This is a genomic window from Rhodococcus sp. Leaf278 (assembly GCF_001426085.1).
In the GTDB taxonomy this organism is placed as follows: Bacteria; Actinomycetota; Actinomycetes; order Mycobacteriales; family Mycobacteriaceae; genus Rhodococcoides.
Genome location: NZ_LMRR01000007.1, coordinates 123,418 through 142,187 on the forward strand (window position 1 = coordinate 123,418; position 18,770 = coordinate 142,187).

Annotated in this window: 18 protein-coding genes; 7 read left to right on the forward strand and 11 right to left on the reverse strand. The window is 65.1% G+C overall.

What is annotated here, in order from left to right:
• Positions 1 to 2: 2 nt before the first annotated feature.
• Genes ispF through ASG84_RS09060 form a run of 3 tightly spaced genes read right to left on the reverse strand, consistent with a single transcriptional unit; the run spans position 3 to position 1,619 of the window.
• A complete protein-coding gene (gene ispF / locus ASG84_RS09050) occupies positions 3 to 467 on the reverse strand; it encodes a 2-C-methyl-D-erythritol 2,4-cyclodiphosphate synthase (RefSeq protein ID WP_057476689.1) in 465 nt (154 codons plus the stop codon).
• A complete protein-coding gene (gene ispD / locus ASG84_RS09055; RefSeq protein WP_057476690.1) occupies positions 464 to 1,129 on the reverse strand; it encodes a 2-C-methyl-D-erythritol 4-phosphate cytidylyltransferase in 666 nt (221 codons plus the stop codon). Before ispD ends, ispF begins: the two co-directional genes overlap by 4 nt.
• A 1-nt stretch (position 1,130) precedes the next feature.
• The gene (locus tag ASG84_RS09060) at positions 1,131 to 1,619 is read right to left on the reverse strand and encodes a CarD family transcriptional regulator (RefSeq protein WP_027494344.1); all 489 of its coding nucleotides are present in this window, start codon (positions 1,617 to 1,619) and stop codon (positions 1,131 to 1,133) included.
• Between the two features lie 288 nt (positions 1,620 to 1,907).
• On the opposite strand from ASG84_RS09060, the gene ASG84_RS09065 reads away from it, so the two are divergent.
• The 3 genes from ASG84_RS09065 (at position 1,908) to disA (ending at position 5,153) form a co-directional block, all read left to right on the forward strand.
• Complete coding sequence (locus ASG84_RS09065) at positions 1,908 to 2,516, forward strand: hypothetical protein (RefSeq protein ID WP_057476691.1); 609 nt, start codon at positions 1,908 to 1,910, stop codon at positions 2,514 to 2,516.
• Between the two features lie 43 nt (positions 2,517 to 2,559).
• Positions 2,560 to 3,957 (forward strand): DNA repair protein RadA, encoded by a 1,398-nt coding sequence (gene radA / locus ASG84_RS09070; protein WP_032380143.1) that lies wholly within the window; start codon positions 2,560 to 2,562, stop codon positions 3,955 to 3,957.
• Positions 3,958 to 4,067: 110 nt separating this feature from the next.
• Complete coding sequence (gene disA / locus ASG84_RS09075; RefSeq protein WP_037195049.1) at positions 4,068 to 5,153, forward strand: DNA integrity scanning diadenylate cyclase DisA; 1,086 nt, start codon at positions 4,068 to 4,070, stop codon at positions 5,151 to 5,153.
• A 12-nt stretch (positions 5,154 to 5,165) separates the two neighbouring features.
• Here the strand turns inward: disA and ASG84_RS09080 are convergent, their stop codons facing one another.
• The 3 genes from ASG84_RS09080 to ASG84_RS09090 form a co-directional block, all read right to left on the reverse strand.
• Positions 5,166 to 6,038, reverse strand: a complete 873-nt coding sequence (locus tag ASG84_RS09080) for an SCO6745 family protein (protein ID WP_057476692.1) — start codon at positions 6,036 to 6,038, stop codon at positions 5,166 to 5,168.
• Between the two features lie 15 nt (positions 6,039 to 6,053).
• Positions 6,054 to 6,791 carry a hypothetical protein gene (locus ASG84_RS09085; protein ID WP_057476693.1) on the reverse strand — a complete coding sequence of 246 codons (738 nt, stop codon included), beginning with the start codon at positions 6,789 to 6,791 and terminating at the stop codon, positions 6,054 to 6,056.
• A gap of 81 nt (positions 6,792 to 6,872) precedes the next feature.
• Complete coding sequence (locus tag ASG84_RS09090) at positions 6,873 to 7,499, reverse strand: carbonic anhydrase (protein WP_057476775.1); 627 nt, start codon at positions 7,497 to 7,499, stop codon at positions 6,873 to 6,875.
• Between the two features lie 90 nt (positions 7,500 to 7,589).
• Between ASG84_RS09090 and ASG84_RS09095 the strand changes: the two genes are divergently transcribed.
• The gene (locus tag ASG84_RS09095; RefSeq protein ID WP_057476694.1) at positions 7,590 to 8,474 is read left to right on the forward strand and encodes an A/G-specific adenine glycosylase; all 885 of its coding nucleotides are present in this window, start codon (positions 7,590 to 7,592) and stop codon (positions 8,472 to 8,474) included.
• Here the strand turns inward: ASG84_RS09095 and ASG84_RS09100 are convergent.
• Positions 8,471 to 9,280 carry an alpha/beta fold hydrolase gene (locus ASG84_RS09100; RefSeq protein WP_057476776.1) on the reverse strand — a complete coding sequence of 270 codons (810 nt, stop codon included), beginning with the start codon at positions 9,278 to 9,280 and terminating at the stop codon, positions 8,471 to 8,473. The genes ASG84_RS09095 and ASG84_RS09100 overlap by 4 nt on opposite strands.
• 5 nt (positions 9,281 to 9,285) lie before the next feature.
• Positions 9,286 to 10,023, reverse strand: coding sequence for an alpha/beta fold hydrolase (locus ASG84_RS09105; RefSeq protein WP_057476695.1), 738 nt, complete (start codon positions 10,021 to 10,023; stop codon positions 9,286 to 9,288).
• A gap of 36 nt (positions 10,024 to 10,059) precedes the next feature.
• Between ASG84_RS09105 and ASG84_RS09110 the strand changes: the two genes are divergently transcribed.
• Entirely contained in the window at positions 10,060 to 10,371 is a 312-nt protein-coding gene (locus tag ASG84_RS09110) for an antibiotic biosynthesis monooxygenase family protein (protein ID WP_057476696.1), read from the forward strand.
• Positions 10,372 to 10,381: 10 nt separating this feature from the next.
• On the opposite strand, the gene ASG84_RS09115 is transcribed toward ASG84_RS09110, so the two are convergent.
• Complete coding sequence (locus ASG84_RS09115) at positions 10,382 to 12,694, reverse strand: putative bifunctional diguanylate cyclase/phosphodiesterase (protein WP_156399437.1); 2,313 nt, start codon at positions 12,692 to 12,694, stop codon at positions 10,382 to 10,384.
• 173 nt (positions 12,695 to 12,867) lie between these two features.
• Positions 12,868 to 13,305: an OsmC family protein gene (locus tag ASG84_RS09120; protein WP_057476698.1), complete on the reverse strand. Its 438-nt coding sequence runs from the start codon at positions 13,303 to 13,305 to the stop codon at positions 12,868 to 12,870.
• A gap of 111 nt (positions 13,306 to 13,416) precedes the next feature.
• On the opposite strand from ASG84_RS09120, the gene ASG84_RS09125 reads away from it, so the two are divergent.
• A complete protein-coding gene (locus ASG84_RS09125) occupies positions 13,417 to 14,598 on the forward strand; it encodes an alpha/beta fold hydrolase (RefSeq protein WP_057476699.1) in 1,182 nt (393 codons plus the stop codon).
• A 65-nt stretch (positions 14,599 to 14,663) separates the two neighbouring features.
• Complete coding sequence (locus ASG84_RS09130; RefSeq protein ID WP_057476700.1) at positions 14,664 to 15,989, forward strand: serine hydrolase domain-containing protein; 1,326 nt, start codon at positions 14,664 to 14,666, stop codon at positions 15,987 to 15,989.
• Positions 15,990 to 16,174: 185 nt separating this feature from the next.
• Here the strand turns inward: ASG84_RS09130 and ASG84_RS09135 are convergent, their stop codons facing one another.
• On the reverse strand, positions 16,175 to 18,715 hold the full coding sequence (locus ASG84_RS09135; RefSeq protein WP_057476701.1) for an ATP-dependent Clp protease ATP-binding subunit: 2,541 nt from the start codon (positions 18,713 to 18,715) through the stop codon (positions 16,175 to 16,177).
• Positions 18,716 to 18,770 lie beyond the last annotated feature (55 nt).

An 18,770-nucleotide genomic window follows, 5' to 3' on the forward strand; every position in this document is an offset into this window, starting at 1 on the left:
TTTTACCCCGTCATGACAAGTGCGGTCGCGATGGCCGCGATTCCTTCACCGCGGCCGGTCAGACCGAGCCCGTCGGTAGTGGTCGCAGACACCGAGACCGGCGCCCCGAGCACGCGCGAGAGAACTTCCTGCGCCTCGACGCGACGCGGTCCGATCTTGGGCCTGTTGCCGATGATCTGTACCGCAGCGTTGCCGATCGTGAATCCGTCCGCGTCGAGCAGCCGCTTGACCTCGGTCAACATGGCGGCCCCACTGACCCCGTCCCATTCCGGACGGCCCGTCCCGAAAACCGACCCCAGATCGCCGAGACCTGCTGCGGACAGCAACGCGTCGCACAGCGCATGGGAGGCGACGTCGCCATCGGAATGCCCCTCGAGTCCGTCCGCGTCCTCGAACAGCAGTCCGGCCAGCCAACAGGGTCGGCCGGGAGCGATGGGATGGACGTCGGTGCCGATGCCGACTCTCATAGGAGCGCCTTTGCCAGGAGTAGGTCGTGTGGCGTGGTGATCTTGAACGCGAGGGCGTCGCCGACGATGGTGTGCACCGTCTCGCCGATGCGCTCGACCAAGCCCGCGTCGTCGGTGGAGACATCGGTGGTGGCGTCGTACGCACGACGCAGGACGTCGGCGTCGAAGCCCTGCGGTGTCTGTACCGCGCGCAGACCAGCGCGATCGGGTGTGCCGATGACTGCGCCCATGAGGTCCACGGACTTGATGGTGTCGACGACCGGCAGAACCGGAATGACGGCGGAGCGGCCGGCGCGGACCTCGGCCACGACGCGCGCGATCAACGTCGGTGGCGTGAGGGCGCGCGCGGCGTCGTGGACCAGCACGATCGATGCGTCGCCGACAGCAGCGAGACCGGCGCGCACGGAATCGGTGCGCTCGGCACCACCCGCCACGACGAGGACATCGGCACCCACGTGGCTGCGAGCGACGTCGAGAAGATCAGCGGGGACGATGACGACGATGCGATCGACGGCACCCGAGGACCGCAACCCGTCCACGGACCGCGTCAGCAGAGAATCGGTACCCAGACAGACGAATGCCTTCGGCTCGTCGTGTCCGAGCCGAAGGCCTTTGCCTGCAGCGGGTACCAGCGCGACTACGTCGCCGGCGGTACCGTCCACGCTACGAAGCTGTAGCGAGAACTTCGTCGAGCATGGTGTCGGCCTTGGCCTGGTCGGTTCCTTCGGCCAGTGCCAGCTCGCCGACCAGAATCTGACGTGCCTTGGCGAGCATGCGCTTCTCACCTGCCGACAGTCCGCGATCCTGTTCGCGGCGCCAGAGATCGCGAACGACCTCGGCAACCTTGTTCACGTCACCGGAGGCCAGCTTCTCCAGGTTCGCCTTGTAGCGGCGCGACCAGTTGGTGGGCTCTTCGGTGTGCGGTGCACGCAGCACCTGGAAGACTTTGTCGAGGCCTTCTTGGCCGACGACGTCGCGAACTCCTACGTATTCCGCGTTGTCCGCGGGAACTCGAACGGTGAGGTCGCCTTGCGCGACCTTGAGAACCAGATACTCTCTCGGTTCACCCTTGATGGTGCGTGTCTCTATCGCTTCGATCAGCGCCGCTCCGTGATGGGGGTAAACGACGGTGTCTCCGACCTTGAAAATCATGTGACAAGTGCCCCTTTCGATTTATCAAGAATACCACGGCTGATATCAACGGTGCAGGTCAGGGGCATAGCGGTGCCGAATCAGGGGTTGACACAGACGCATCGACGTGTATCCGGGGCCACATTTTCAGGTGCATCGTTCTGCCTGTTCTTCTCCTGACAGGCACCCCCACCTGGCGTCATCGGGCCGCTGGCAGACCCCACGGGCGGTCGGTGGACGAGAACTACTACTCTGCCTAGTGGACGAGATGGACCGAGCCGGCCCGGCACCACATGGAGGACGACCGAAGTGACTTCAATCGACGCTGCGACACCGCTTGGCCGCCCTCGTAGAGTGGCCGCCACACTCGCCCTCCTCGCCGGTGGCGCGCTTGCACTCAGCGCGTGCGGCGCAGGCCAAATTTCCCAGACCGCCACTCAGGTCGCTGCCGTCAACGGCAACTCCGCTGACGTCGGAGACATCCAGCTGCGCAACGTGCACGTGGTGTACCCCGATTCGCAGGAGTACAGCATCGAACCCGGCGGCACCGTCGAACTCGGCTTCACTGCCATCAACTCCAACTCCGCTGCTGCAGACGAACTGATTGGCATCTCGTCCCCCGAGGCGCAGGTCACCATCGTCGACGAGGCGGAATCGGGAAGTACCGAGATCGCACCGTCCACCGCTTTGGGTGCAGGTGCGCCCGCCGACGTCCAGCTCGACGATCCCCTGCTGCCGATTCAGTTGATCAAGGTCGAGATGGCCGACATCAGCGAGAACGTTCGGCCGGGCCTGACACTGCCGGTGACGTTCGAGTTCGCGAACGCAGGCGAGGTCGTCGTCAACGTCCCGGTCGATGCCGGTCACGAGCTCGAGCGCTCCGAAGAGGCCGTGTCCGAGCACAGCGAAGGCGAATAGCCACCACCCCGATCCTGTCGGTGCCGATCGTTAGGCTCCGTGCGTGGTCAAACTGAAATCGAGCTACCGCTGCTCTGCGTGTCATCACTCGGTCTCGAAATGGGTCGGACGCTGTCCCGAATGCGGTAACTGGGGATCGATGGACGAGGTCCAGGCCACAGCCGCTCCCCTGACTACCCGTGCAGGCGCGTCGGCGTTGCGTTCCGGCGGCGGCGCCATGATCCCCACCACGCCGGCAGCCGCTCTGACGACGATCAGCAGTGCCACGTCACAGGCCAACACCACCGGCATCGACGAGTTCGACCGCGTACTCGGCGGCGGTTTGGTGCCCGGTTCGGTCGTTCTGCTCGCAGGTGAGCCCGGCGTCGGCAAATCGACCCTGCTGCTCGAGGTCGTGCACAGGTGGGCCCGCTCGGCACCGGACCGCCGCGCGCTCTACGTCACGGGCGAGGAATCCGCCGGTCAGGTCCGATTGCGTGCAGATCGCACCGGCGCTGTTCACGAGCGCGTCTTCCTCGCTGCCGAGTCCGATCTGGCCACGGTGTTCGGCCATGTCGAACAGGTGAAACCGAGCCTGCTGATCGTCGATTCGGTACAGACGATGCTCGCCGCCGACGTCGACGGTGTCATCGGCGGAGTCACGCAGGTTCGCGCCATCACCAGCGCCCTGACCACTCTCGCCAAGACCACCGGGGTAGCGGTGTTGCTCGTCGGACATGTCACCAAGGACGGCGCGGTGGCCGGTCCGCGGTCGCTCGAGCATCTGGTCGACGTGGTCCTCAACTTCGAGGGTGACAAGCACTCCACACTGCGAATGATCCGGGGCGTCAAGAATCGGTTCGGCGCGTCCGACGAAGTGGGGTGCTTCGAGTTGCGCGAGACCGGCATCGTCGGCATCAGCGATCCTTCCGGCCTGTTCCTTCATCATCGGAGCGACGCCGTCCCCGGGACTGCCGTCACGGTCACCATGGACGGCAAACGGCCACTACTGGCGGAGTTGCAAGCACTGATCGTCGACACCGCGATGCCGTCGCCCCGGCGTGCGGTCAGCGGACTCGATCACGCGCGAGTGGCGATGATCCTGGCCGTTCTCGAACGCCGTTGCGGGGTCAAGGTCTCCAAGGCCGAGGTCTACGCGGCCACGGTCGGCGGCATGCGCACCAGCGAACCATCCGCGGACCTCGCTCTCGCGGCGGCCGTGGCCTCGGCCGTGCGCGATCAACCCCTCCCCGCGGGAATGGTGATTCTAGGCGAAGTGGGCCTGGCCGGCGAGGTGCGACGCGTGGCCGGGTTGGGCCGCCGACTCGCCGAGGCTGCGCGACTGGGCTTCAACTACGCAATCGTCCCCGAGGACGCCGGTCCGATCCCCGACGGCATCAAAGTCAAGACGGTCACCAACGTCGGCGAGGCGTTGACCTACACGCGTATGCGCCCTGTATGACACCGGGCGGTATTCTTCGTCGTGCTGCCTGCAGGTAGCAGCGCAGTAGTCTGTGTTCGCACGAGTAGATCCGCACACACGACGGCGACATGAACACGAGGGGGTTGGCCATGGAGGGCACCACGCCGTCCCCAGCGTTGCGCGAGACCATCGCTCGGCTCGCACCGGGAACCGCTCTGCGTGACGGCCTGGAGCGAATTCTGCGCGGGCGCACCGGCGGGTTGATCGTCCTCGGCTACGACGAGGAAGTCGAAGCGATCTGCGATGGAGGCTTCGAGCTCGATGTCGAGTTCGCCCCGACCAGGCTTCGCGAATTGTCGAAAATGGATGGCGCAGTGGTGCTTTCGACCGACGGCAAGCGGATCGTCCGGTCCAATGTCCAGCTGGTGCCCGACCACAAGATTCCCACGGTCGAATCCGGTACGCGCCACCGTGCCGCCGAGCGAACCGCCATGCAGACCGGCTATCCCGTTGTCTCCGTGAGCCAGTCGATGAGCATCGTCAGCGTGTACATCGGCGGCATCAGACACGTCGTCGAAGGCTCGGCCACCATCCTTTCGCGCGCCAATCAGGCCGTCGCAACCCTCGAGCGTTACAAGGCCAGGCTCGACGACAACACTCGTCAACTCTCGGTCGTCGAGATCGAGGACTTCGTGACTCTGCGCGACGCCCTGACCGTCGCACAGCGACTCGAGATGGTGCGGCGAGTGTCGGTGGAGATCGAGCAGAACGTCCTCGAACTCGGCACCGACGGCCGCCAGCTCGCCCTGCAGCTCGAAGAGTTGTTGGGCGACAACGACGTCGATCGCCAGCTGATCGTGCGCGACTATCTGGCCGGCAACGAGCCGTCGAGCACCACCGGGGTGGAGAAGGCACTGGCCGCACTCGACAAGCTGACCGACGTCGATCTGCTGGATCTGACGACATTGGCCCGCGCCTTCGGCTACCCCGCGACCATCGAGGCCCTCGACACCCCGATGAGTCCTCGCGGGTACCGGGTGCTGACGCGCGTTCCGCGGTTGCAGTTCAGCCAGATTCATCGACTCGTCGGCGCGTTCGGCACACTGCAGGGCTTGCTCGCCGCCACCGCTGCCGATCTGCAGTCGGTCGACGGCATCGGTGGACTGTGGGCTCGACACATCAGAGAAGGCCTCTCCAGACTCGCCGAGGCCTCGATCTCGGGTCCTTACGACTGAGATCCGGTACGACTAGGACTTCTTCTTCGTCCCCGGCAGGAAACCGGCGTCGATCACGGCCTTCACATACGGCCGTGCGCTCGTGATCAGCTCCTCGGCACCGGGGACGTCTCTCCACACTGCCGACGCCATGGCGTCGGTGCGATCTTCGATGTGCTGATCGAGAGCAGTGCCGTTGTCGGTCAACGTCTCACCATCGCTGGAGATGGTGAGCAGTCCGCGCGTCGCGAGTCGTTCTGCAGCCGAATCCCATTCGCTGTCGGACCACTGCCGCGTCAGCTGCGTGATGCGCTTGCCGAGTGCTCGGCGGCCGGCCTGCGGGGTCGGGCGGACGGCCTCGTGGAACACTGCTGCTTCCACCGGGTCGAGTTCTGCGTCGATCAACGCGGCGAGGTGGCCGTCGCCGCGCCATTCACGCAGCACGGTGATCGAGTGCCAGAGGGCGAGATGCGGCACGTCGGGTCGTTCTGTGGAATGCCACGCTGCCGCGAGAGGACGGCCTGCGAAGGAGGCGGTGTCACCGATATCGCCCAGCCGGCCCGCCAACGTTGCGAGCGCTGCATCGTCCGCCAAAGAGCCGAGAGCCGTTCCGAGAACGGAGTCGAGCAGTGCCCACCGACGGTCGGACACCGCATCCAGGCCGACGGCCACAGCGGCCGGCCACGCACGCTCGATCAGCGCCGGGTTGAAGTTGTAGAACGCAGCCGCCACGACGCTCGGCGCGCACAGACCCATCGGGGCGGCCCGTGCACCGACGTACCAGGCGTGACCGTCGAGTCCGGTGTCCTCGTAGGCAGTCCCCAACTCGGGATTGAAGTAGGCGGTGACGTGAAAAGGTTCGAGAGTCTTGTAGGCGGCACGGGCGAGGGCTATCGGAGTCGTCATGAGATTCGACCGTACTCAGCCGGTGATGTTGAACGGCTCCGGCGCACTCTTGAGCTCGCCGAGTTGCGCGATCGCCTGGTACGCGCCGACTCCCACCGGGATGCGCTCTTCACCGCAGCCGGGAACGGAGTTGGTACCCGACCACTTGACCGTGAAACCGGCCTGCTCGCCCGGCTTGAAGGTACGCAGATCGGACGCGGCGTTGGGGAAGCAATCGACGTTGGACCAGATGCGCTGGTTGTCGAGGGTGTAAACGAGAGCCTGCTGCAGACCGGCACCGACGTCGCGCTGGCATTCGGTGGAGCCGATGTTGGTGATGACCACGGTGAACACGGGCTCTTCACCCAGACGGTAGGTGGCCTTCTCCGGCGTCACCTTGATCGCGAGTGACTGGTCCGGGCACTGATTTGCGATCACCGGAGCCGGTGCACCGCTGGTGGTCACCGCTGCGCCGCCACCGGCTGCAGAGTCGGTACCTCCACCCGAGCCGCCCGATCCACCCGAGCCGCCGCCGGAGCCACCCGAACCACCGGAATCACCTGCGGTGGCGGACGAACTGGGTGACGGCAGAGCGGACGTCGACGCCGGTGCCGACACGACACCGGCCGGTGCGGCCTCCGTGTCGTCGGAACCGCCGCTGAGCGAGGCGATGAACCACACGATCAATCCGAGCACGACCACGGCCGCACCGATGGCGAGCGCACGGCGTCGCCAATAGATTTCGGGAGGCAAAGGCCCGTTCGGTTCCAACACGAAACCAACCGTATGCGGCCGAACGCTCCCTATCCCTGAGCCCACGCGGCGTGTCGCGCCAGTGAACTCGGCGATGCCGGGTCAGGCGGGCTGTTCGCCGATGTCGCCGATGACCTCACGGAGCTGCGCGTGACCCTTCGACAGCTGGTAGGTCAGGCCGACGATCGCCAACTCCCCCGCCTCGACCTTCTCGGCGACGATGCGGGAGCGCTGCATCAGCAGGTTGCCGGTCTCTTCGACATGCCTGGCCTCGAACTCGTCGACGGCGGCGTAACCATCGCGGCGAGCCGAGAGCACAGACGGGGTGACGCGTTCGACGACGTCGCGAATGTAACCACCGGGGACGTCACCACTTTCGAGCGCATCGACGGTGGCCTGCACTGCACCGCAGTGATCGTGACCGAGTACGACGATCAGCGGCGCGTTCAGCACTGCGACGCCGTACTCGATGGAACCGAGAACGGCGGAGTCCACGACGTGACCGGCGGTGCGGACGACGAACATGTCGCCGAGGCCCTGGTCGAAGATGATCTCGGCTGCAACGCGCGAATCGGCGCAGCCGAAGAGGATGGCACCGGGATGCTGAGCACTCTCGAGGCGAGCTCGGTCCTCGATGCCCTGCGATGGGTGCAGGACCTCTCCGGAGACAAACCTTTGGTTGCCTTCCTTGAGTGACTTCCAGGCAGCGATCGGGTTCGAAGCAGGCATGGGTTTCATTGTGCACGCGCAGCGGGCGCGAGGCGAGTCGGGTTCACTACTGTTGGTACCGGTCACAGACACGAGGAGAAGGGCGCACAGTTGCCGATCGATGCCGAGGCTCTGCTCGGGTGGTTCGACACCGACGGACGCGATCTCCCGTGGCGTCGTCCGGGCGTCAGCGCCTGGCAGATCCTGATGAGCGAGATCATGCTGCAGCAGACTCCGGTGGTGCGGGTTGCGCCCATCTGGGAGCAGTGGGTGCAGCGGTGGCCCGTGCCGTCGGCGATGGCCGCGTCCTCGCAGGCCGAGGTGCTCCGTGCGTGGGGCAAGTTGGGCTATCCGCGTCGGGCACTGCGGTTGCACGAGTGCTCGCGAGTGCTCGCCGAGGAGTACGGCGACGAGGTGCCGAGCGAGGTGGAGACACTTCTGGGCCTGCCGGGCATCGGTGCCTACACAGCAAGAGCGGTCGCGACTTTTGCCTACGGTCAGCGAGTTCCGGTGGTGGACACCAATGTTCGACGCGTTGTCGCGCGTGCGCAGCACGGCAGCGCCGAGCCCGGAAATCCCTCCACCACAAGAGATCTGGCCGATGTGGAGCAGCTGCTTCCGGTGAGCGTCCCGCGGGCGGCCCGATACTCGGCGGCACTGATGGAGCTCGGCGCGTTGATCTGCACCGCCAAGAATCCGGCGTGCCTGCTGTGCCCGCTGCCGGAGTGCGCCTGGCTCGAGGCAGGTCGACCGGCGCACACCGGGCCTGCCAAGAAGGTCCAGAAGTTCGCGGGCACCGACCGTCAGGTTCGCGGCAAACTCATGTCGGTTCTGCGCGAGAGCACCGGCCCGGTCGAGCGAGCCCAACTCGACATCGTCTGGCCCACCGACCCGACGCAACGCGACCGAGCTCTCGATTCATTGCTCACCGATGGCTTGATCGAGCAGACCGAATCGGGATTGTTCGCCCTCGCAGGCGAGGGTGGCGACAGCTAGGACGCCAGAAACTCCACGAGCGCGGCGTTGACCGCATCGGGTCGTTCGAGGTAGCCGAAGTGGCCGGTGTCGGCTATTTCGACATAGCGCGCACCGGGTATCGCGGCTGCGACGTCGCGGCACTGCTGTACCGGAATCATGCGGTCATCGGCGAATCCGATCACCAGAGACTTCGCCCTGATTGCCCGGTACGCAGCCAATCGGTCTGTTCCGGAGCGCATTTCGAGTCCGATCTGCGCCCGCATTCCCGCCGTCTTCCGGCCGCCCGAGTATTCGAGGACCGCCAGCCAATCACCGATCGCACTGTCGTCGGCCAGAGTCTTCGGTGAAAAGTTCTGCATCGCAGTCATTGCCGCGCGGTACGACGCGGGGAGTTCGACTCCGGCGTCGTGGAGGTCCTTCTCGCCCTTCGACATCTGCGCACGAAAGGTGGTGGTCTTGCCGAAGGTGGCCATCATCACCGCATGCGACACCAGATCCGGCCGGGCCAAAGCCAATTCCTGGGTGACGCGAGCTCCCATCGAGGTACCCACGACGCGCGCGGGGCCACCACCGAGGTGCTCGATGAGCGCAGCCGTGTCGGCCACCAGGTCGTCGAGCATCATCCCGCCTGCGCACTCGGAAGACGGTGCAATGCCGCGATTGTCGAAGGTGACGACCCGGTATCCCTGCTTAACCAGGGTCGGAACCTGATGGGTTCGCCACACTCGCCCCGGACTACCGGTACCCATCACCAGCACCACGAGCGGTCCGTCGCCGGCGATGTCGTAGTTCAGGTCGATTCCGTTGAGCTTCGCGAGCGGCATTCGGATCATCTTAGTGTGCGCAGGAACTCCTGGACCGCCGTGCGATATCGCTCGGGGGCCTCGTCGTGAATCAGGTGCGCGGCGTTCTCGATCCGCACATACGACGATTCGGGCTTGCGCGCGTGCATCTGCTTCATCTGCCCGGCCGGGGTGATGGTGTGCTCGCCCTCGATCAGCAACACCGGAGCGCTCACGGCATCCCACTCGTCCCAGAAATGACGCGTACCCCATTCCTGCGAGATGGCCTCGAAGGTGTCGACGTCGCCGTGCAGTCGCCAGCCGTCGTCGTCGCGCTCGAAGGAGTCCAGAAAGTATTGTCCCGCAACGTCTCCGAAGAATTCACGCACGGCACCCGCGTCGGGAAAGGGTTGCGGCCATGCCCGCATCATCGTGGCCCAATCGTCGGCGGTGCGGCCTCTGAAGTCGGGAGCGATGTCCTCGATCACGAGTGCGGTCACCAGGTCGGGACGCTGCGCTGCCGCACACCAGGCGTGCAGCGCGCCCATCGAATGGCCGATCAACACACTCGGGCCCAGCGACTCCAGATTCTCCAGAAGGTCCGCCACGAACGACTCGGTGGTGAGCTCGGGCGGTGCCGGACGGCGGTGCCCCGGTGCGTCGTAGGTGTGCACGTGCCCGAATTCGTGAAGCCATGGAACCTGTCGACGCCAGGTTGCTGCACTGCCCATCAACCCGTGCAACAGCAGGATCGAACGTCCGGATCCACCCTCGTCGTAGAGCATCACCGCCGAGCATAACGGCGGCGTAGTCTCTCGAGAATGGCCATTGTGAAGATCAACGCGATCGATGTACCGGAGGGCGCAGGCCCCGAGCTCGAGAAGCGCTTCGCTGCGCGCGCCGGAACGGTCGACGGCTCCCCCGGATTTCTCGGTTTCCAGTTACTCCGGCCGGTCAAGGGCGAGTCGCGCTACTTCGTCGTCACCCAGTGGGAAGACGAGGAGTCGTTCCAGGCTTGGTCGGGTGGGCCGTCGCGCCAGGCACACGCGGGTTCCGGTGAGAGCAAACCGGTGTCTTCGGGAGCATCACTGCTCGAGTTCGAGGTCGTCCTGGACGTGCCCGCCACCTCGTGAGCAACGCTGCTCAGATGCGCGCGCGTGCGAGTTCCCACTCGAGTTTCGTCGGCGTCTCCGAATCCAGTTTCGCTACGGCATCGGCCAGGAACTCCGCGGACATCGGTCTACCCAGGAAGTAGCCCTGGGCACCGTCGCACCCCAGCAATCGAAGCGCGTCGAGAGTGCCCGCGTCCTCGACCCCCTCGGCCATCACTCGCACCCCGAGGCTTCGCGCGAGATCGATGGTCGATCGCACGATCGACGCATCGGTGTCGTCGGTGTTCATGTTCGACACGAACGAGCGGTCGATCTTGAGCGTCTGCACCGGCAGACTCTGCAGATACGCCAACGAGCTGTAGCCGGTGCCGTAATCGTCGATAGCGAGGGTCACCCCCAGGCTGCGCAAGGATGCCAATGCGTTCACCGAACGCACCGGGTCGGTCATGGCGGTCGTCTCGGTGACCTCGAATTCCAGGGTGTGCGCAGGCACGGAGTACTTGGTCAGCGCAGCGGACACCTGTTCGGTGAGTGTTTCGTCGAGCAAATTTCGAACCGAAAGATTCACCGAGACAGACAGATTGATGCCACGTCGCCGTAATGCGCTGCACTGCGCCAATGCCTCGTCGAGCACCAGCGCGGTGATTGCGGGCAGCATGCCGGTGCGCTCGGCGTCGGGTAGGAAGATCGACGGTCCGATCAACCCCTCACGCGGGTGTTGCCACCGCAGCAGAGCCTCTACGCGGTCGACGCTGCCCGATTCCAGATCCAGGCAGGGCTGGAAGAACACCCGCAGCTGGTGATCCCGAATCGCGGTGTCGAGCTCGCCCAGCAACCGCATCTGATCGTGGCGGTCACGATCCATGTCGGGTTCGTATCGACCGACTCGGGTCTGCCCTGCCTTGGCCGCGGTCAGCGCCACATGGGCCTGCTGCATCATCGCCTCACCGTCGACAGGCATAGCCGACGGGCAGACCTCTCGGCGCGCACGTGCCGACGACTCGTCGATGGCCGCAATTCCGACTGTCGCGTCGAGGGCCACGTTGATGTCGTGGACGAACATCTTGCGACTGACGGCGAACTGCAGCTGTGCGGCGGTCTCGTTCGCGTCGATGAGGCCTGGGCGACGACACATCGCCACCACGAACTGATCGCCGCCGAGGCGTCCCACCAGATCGTCGGGTCGAACCGATGCGACGAGTCGATGGCCGATCTCACGCAGCACGCTGTCGCCCACGCTGTAACCGAACGTCTCGTTGATCTGCGCGAAGCGGTCGATGTCGACCACCAGCGTGAAGACATCCGAATCACCGCGAGTGGCGAGCATCGAGTCCAATCGCTCGCGAAGTAGACGCCGACTGGCGAGTCCGGTCACCGCGTCCGTGCGTGCCACATCCTCGAGAATGGCAGCCTGCCGTCGCAGTGTCCGCACGAAACGCGCCATCCGGAACCCGACAAGAACGATGACCAACGCCGAGGACCCCACGATGACCCAACCCCATTGCCCGACGGGAACGCCGCGAGCCAGCTGCACGGTCATCACCACCGGTGTCACGGCTACCGCAACCGAGAGAGTGGAAAACCGCCCCTTGCCGAACCGGAGCGGACCGGGCCGGGCGGCCCGCCTGACCGACTTCTGCTCGTCGTGCAAGGCGATGACGCCGAAGCAGACGTACGCGGCCAGCCACATCGCGTTGGGAAGCGTCGATCGATAGATCTCGATATCGATCGCGGCGGCGTAGGACGCGCAGTCGGCGGCAACGAGTAGTACCACTCCCGCTGCTGCGGCCAGGAAGGGAACTGTGACCGACCGCGTGACGAGGTACAAACTGACGACGAGGGTCAACAGGAACGCGTCGACGGTGAGGTACGCCGTTGCCGGCCACAGGGACACGGCCTCGGAGAACGACCGTGCCGAGCCGTCGGACACGACGAACACCCAGGTGACGAGACCGAACCCGACGGCGACGATCAAGCATTCGTACAGCTCTTCCAGCCCGAACACCAGGCCGTTCTCGTCGGCGGCCCGGGCGAACGCGACTGCGATGATCGCGTAGCCCAGCAGGTAGAACGCGTCCGCGGCCGACAACGTCGGCATACGAGCACCGTCGACTTTCGTCACGGCTATCAGTGCGTCCCCGACGCCCCAACTGCCGACGCCGACGGCCAGGTACTTCCACGTTCGCTTGTCCGCACCCGGTTCGCGGACGTAGCGGTACACGAACGCCGCCACTGTGGCCGAGACCACGATTGCGTAGATCGCATTCCGGGGTAATCCCTGCGGGGCAATTATGTAGGCCACCACTGCGATCGCACCGAGGCCCAGGAAGCGCGTCCACAACATAGTGGGCCGATCCTTCCTAGGCCGGTCGGTGCGTACCCCGGACGTACGCGAAAGCCGATCGAACCCGACGTGTGACTTGAATTCGTCGCCGAACCATCCGTAGATGGGCCAAGTCACGAACTATTTCAAACTTGACGATCGTTCGCCAGTCTCACATCGGGCACCGCGTCTGTTCAGCCCTCCAAAGACGCATCCAAGGTGATGTCAACGCCGGTCAGTGCCTTGCTGACGGGGCACGTTTCTTTGGCAGCCTGAGCGGCCTTCGCAAAGCCGTCTGCGTCGAGACCGTCGACCTCGCCCCGAACGGTCAGCTTGATACCCGTCAGTTTGAAACCGGGCTGGTCAGGACCGAGCGAGACTTCGGCGGTGACCTCGAGACTCTGCGGGGTGCCACCCGCCTCGGCGATCAAGGCCGACAGCTGCATCGCGTAGCAACTGGAATGAGCGGCTGCGATCAATTCCTCGGGGCTGGTGGTGCCGTCGGCGTTCTCGGCGGCGCGCTTGGGAAACGACACGTCGAAAGTCGCTGCGCCGGAACTGGACAGCTCGACCTGGCCGGAACCTTGCTCGAGGGTGCCGTTCCAAGCTGTGCGTGAGGTACGAGTTGGCATCGAACTTCGATCCTTTCGTTGTCGGCCCTGTGTAGGACCGATACTCAGGCTAACGTCGGCGGCACGGCCGGGCCATCGAGTGCGGGAATCTCGACACGAAGGATGTGACAGATGAAGAAGCGGGTGTGCGCGCTGACGATCGCGTCGACTGCGATGGTGGCGATCGCAATGCCGTCGACGCCGGTCGCGGGCGCCGATTCATTGCGAGACTTCTACGACGCGCCGGTCCCGACCCTCGCCGCGGCGGCCCCCGGCGAGGTGATGAGGACAAAGCCGGTCACCTCACCCAAGGGATTCGGACTGGGCTTCGACATCGAACGTATTCTCTACCGATCCACCGACACTCGCGACGACCCCATGGTCGTGTCCGGGTACTCCATGACCCCCACCGCTCCGTGGCCCGGCCCCGGCCCACGGCCGGTCATCGCCTACGCGCCCGGCACCTCCGGTATGGCCGACCGCTGCGCCGGATCCGCAGTTCTCGGTACCGTCGGATCGTCCCCGGCCATCCTGCCGTTGCTGCTGGCCGGATACCGCGTCGTCGCGACCGATTACCAGGGACTGGGCACTCCGGGCGGACACACGTATCTGAACCGGCTCGCCTCTGGCCGAGCGCTGCTCGACGCGGCCAGAACCGCCGACGATGACGCCCCCGTGGTGTTGTTCGGTTACTCCGAAGGCGGATTCGCGGCGGGGGCCGCTGCCGAACTTGCTGCCACCTACGCCCCGGACCTCGATGTCGTCGGGGCGTATGTGGGCGCACCACCGGCAGATCCGACGCTCAACATCGAGAATCTGGACAACACGACTCTCGGTAGTGCCGTGCTCTTCGCCGTCGACGGCATGATCAACTCCTACCCGGAACGAGCGGAGAGCATCCGCAGCTTCTTCGACTCCGACGGCGTTGCCGCGCTCGATGCCGCGGAGGACTGGTGCACCACCGACCCCGCGGCCACCGAGACGGTGCACACCAGCGAACTCACCCGGGACGGCCGACCACTGATCGAGCAGCTGAGCAACCCGGTTTTCGCCGAGGTGGCCGAAGAGAACACCGTCGGCCGCATCGCCCCCGCAATGCCGGTGTACCTGTCGCATGCAGTCGAGGACGACACCGTGCCCGTCGAGCAGAGTCGCACTCTGCTCGAGCGCTGGCAGGAACTGGGCGCCCAGGTCACCTACCGCGAGTACGAGTTTCCGGTCATCCCCTACAAGGGCGCGAACCATCTCCCGGGGGCTCTGGCCGCATACTCCGACATCCTGCCCTGGATCGCCGGCCTGGTTCGCTCGAGCTGATCTCGGGTAGGAAATCAGGGTGTTCACCGAGGCGTCGACCTCGGTGAGGTTGGTTCACTCCATCCATGCGAATCGTGCACGCCCTCCTGACCATCGCAGCAGTTCTGACCGCCACCCCGACCATCCCCGACGACGGCAGCGCGTCGGACATCGCGGTGATCGCCGAGGATCTGGGCCTGCCTGGAGTGGCCTTCCGAGTCGTCTCCGAACGCGACGTGATCGAGAACGTCGAATACGGGGTGGACGGGTACGGTGCCCCGATCGACGACGGCACGCCGTTCGTCTGGGGTTCGGTCTCGAAGTCGGTGACGGCAGCGACGGTGTACTCGCTCGCCTCGCAGCAGCGCCTCGACCTGCAGTCGACTGTCAATTCTGTTCTGCCGAATAGTAATTCGATCCTCGCCGACCACGTCACCATCACCGACCTGATCCACCACACCAGCGGACTCCCCCACGACGTCGCCCCACTCGATGTGTGGGGACGCACCGACCGAGCACTCGACGTCGTACCCACCCTCGACGTCACCTCCGCCGAGCGCGGCAGTTTCCGCTACTCCAGCCTGAATTACCTACGGTTGCAGGCCGTCGTCGAGAAGATCACTGCCGAGCCGTTCGCGGACGTCGTCGCACGTGAAACCGGAGTGCACACCGTGGCTGCCGTCGCGCCCGGGCACGTTCCGTTCTTCGGGTCACCTCGACGCATCGACACCGGGATCGATGCCGCCGGACTCGGTTACGGCTACCTCGGTGGTTCGATCGACGAACTCTCGCGCTACGCGGCGCGGCAACTGACCGACCCGGCGTCGAACAGTCCCGACGCGGTGCCGACGGGATCCGGCACGGCCTACGGATACGGGTGGTACGTCGAAACGCTGACCGACGGCACCGAGATGCGATGGCATTCGGGAGCGGTTCCCGGCTACTTCACGCACGTTGCACTGATACCCGAACGCCATCTGGCCGTGGTGTTCGCCGCCAACGGATACGGCGAACTGGAAGCCGAAAAACTGGCTTCGGCAGCCCGCTCACTGGTCCTCGCCCGAATCGGAATCGACGAACCCCGCAGCACCGGCCTCGGTATATATGCGGCTGCGCTGATTGCGTCGAGCACACTCGCGGTGTTGCTGGCACTCTGCGCTTGCCGAATCCTGTTTCGCATCAAGACTCCCCCGAGCCGATGGGCACCCGCGCACATCCTGATGGCCGTCGTTGCCGGAGGACTGCTCTACTTCGCGTTGCCGATGGTCGCCGGGGTGCCGATGTCGACCCTGGCCCGCTGGGCTCCCGATATCTCGCTGCTGTTCTGGATCGTGCTCGCTGAACTTGTCCTCATCGCTGGGGCTCTCGCTGCCCGGGTCTGGATCAATGCGCCATTGTTGCAGTCTGACTGACTGAAAGCCACATTGATCCACAACGGGGGTGGTCCATTGACGCGAACGCGAGGGGGTGTGCCGAAAGGGGCGGGCGCGCGGGCGCGCGGGCGGGCGGGGGCGGACGGCGAACGGGGCGGTAGGCGGAGATACGACAACGGGCGACCCTCCGAAGAGGATCGCCCGTTACTTGGAACTGGTGAAACTTACTCGCTGTCGCTGTCTCCGCTGGCCTTGGCCAGGTCGACCGGGACCTCGTCGGGGACGATGATGGCCTTCTTCTCGCCGCGGAACGTGAACTTCGCGTCCTCGCCAGCGCCTTCGCCGTCCCAGTTCTCGACGTCGACCAGGATGATCTGGCCGGCTTCGATCTCGCCGAAGAGGATCTTCTCCGACAACGCGTCCTCGATCTCGCGCTGGATGGTGCGACGCAGTGGCCGCGCACCCAGTACGGGGTCGAATCCGCGCTTGGCCAGCAACGACTTGGCCTTCTCGGTGACCTCGATCGCCATGTCCTTGTTCTTGAGCGCACCTTCGACTCGGTTGAGCATGAGATCGACCATCTGGATGATCTCGTCTCGCGTGAGCTGGTGGAACACGACGATGTCGTCGATACGGTTCAGGAACTCGGGGCGGAAATGCTTCTTCAGCTCGTCGTTGACCTTGAGCTTCATCCGCTCGTAGTTCGAGCCGGTGCCTTCACCCGAGGAGAAGCCGAGACCGACAGCCTTGGAGATGTCTGCGGTACCGAGGTTCGAGGTGAAGATCAGCACGGTGTTCTTGAAGTCGACCGTGCGTCCCTGTCCGTCGGTGAGACGACCGTCTTCCAGGACCTGGAGCAGCGTGTTGTAGATCTCCGAGTGGGCCTTCTCGATCTCGTCGAACAGCACCACGGAGAACGGCTTGCGGCGGACCTTCTCGGTGAGCTGGCCACCCTCTTCGTAGCCGACGTATCCGGGAGGAGCACCGAACAGACGCGAGGCGGTGAAGCGGTCGTGGAACTCGCCCATGTCGATCTGGATGAGTGCGTCGTCCTCGCCGAACAGGAAGTTGGCGAGAGCCTTCGACAGCTCGGTCTTACCGACACCGGACGGGCCGGCGAAGATGAACGAGCCCGACGGACGCTTCGGGTCCTTCAGACCTGCACGGGTACGACGGATCGCCTTCGAGACGGCCTTGACTGCCTCGACCTGGCCGATGATCCGCTTGTGCAGCTCGTCTTCCATGCGGAGCAGACGAGTGGTCTCCTCCTCGGTGAGCTTGAAGACGGGGATGCCGGTCCAGTTTCCGAGGACCTCGGCGATCTGCTCGTCGTCGACCTCGGCGATGACGTCGAGGTCACCGGAGCGCCACTGCTTCTCGCGCTCGGCGCGCTGACCGACGAGCGTCTTCTCCTTGTCGCGCAGGTTCGCAGCCTTCTCGAAGTCCTGTGCGTCGATGGCCGATTCCTTCTCCCGGCGCGCGTCGGCGATCTTGTCGTCGAACTCACGCAGGTCTGGCGGCGCGGTCATCCGGCGGATGCGCATCCGCGCGCCCGCCTCGTCGATGAGGTCGATTGCCTTGTCGGGCAAGAACCGATCGTTGATGTACCGGTCGGCCAATGTGGCGGCCGCGACGAGCGCACCGTCGGTGATCGAGACGCGGTGGTGAGCCTCGTAGCGATCGCGCAGACCCTTGAGGATCTCGATGGTGTGCTCGACCGTCGGCTCGCCGACCTGGACGGGCTGGAAACGACGCTCGAGTGCGGCGTCCTTCTCGATGTACTTGCGGTACTCGTCGAGGGTGGTGGCACCGATGGTCTGCAGTTCGCCACGAGCCAACTTCGGCTTGAGGATCGACGCTGCGTCGATGGCACCTTCGGCAGCACCTGCGCCGACGAGCGTGTGCAGCTCGTCGATGAACAGGATGATGTCGCCGCGGGTGTTGATCTCCTTGAGCACCTTCTTCAGGCGCTCCTCGAAGTCACCGCGGTAGCGGCTGCCGGCCACGAGCGAGCCGAGGTCGAGGGTGTAGAGCTGCTTGTCCTTGAGCGTCTCGGGAACCTCGCCGTTGACGATGGCCTGAGCCAGTCCCTCGACGACGGCCGTCTTACCGACACCGGGCTCACCGATGAGAACAGGGTTGTTCTTGGTACGACGCGAGAGCACCTGCATGACGCGCTCGATTTCCTTCGCACGACCGATGACCGGGTCGAGCTTGCCTTCGAGCGCGGCCTGGGTGAGGTTGCGACCGAACTGATCGAGGACCAGTGACGTCGACGGGGTACCCGCCTCGCCGCGACCGCTGCCGCTCTCGGACGGCTCCTTGCCCTGGTAACCGGACAGCAGCTGGATGACCTGCTGGCGTACCCGGTTGAGGTCGGCTCCGAGCTTGACCAGAACCTGAGCTGCGACGCCTTCGCCTTCGCGGATCAGGCCGAGCAGAATGTGCTCGGTGCCGATGTAGTTGTGGCCGAGCTGCAGTGCTTCACGCAGACTGAGCTCGAGTACTTTCTTGGCGCGCGGGGTGAACGGGATGTGACCGGACGGAGCCTGCTGGCCCTGGCCGATGATCTCCTCGACCTGGCTGCGTACTCCTTCGAGGGAGATGCCCAGCGACTCGAGAGACTTGGCGGCGACGCCTTCGCCCTCGTGAATGAGGCCGAGCAGAATGTGCTCCGTGCCGATGTAGTTGTGGTTGAGCATCCGGGCTTCTTCTTGAGCCAGGACGACAACACGCCTCGCGCGATCGGTGAACCTCTCGAACATCGCTCTCCCTCACTTCTTGGTGGGTGGTAGCTCGCCCACCAGTTCTTCTAGCGCC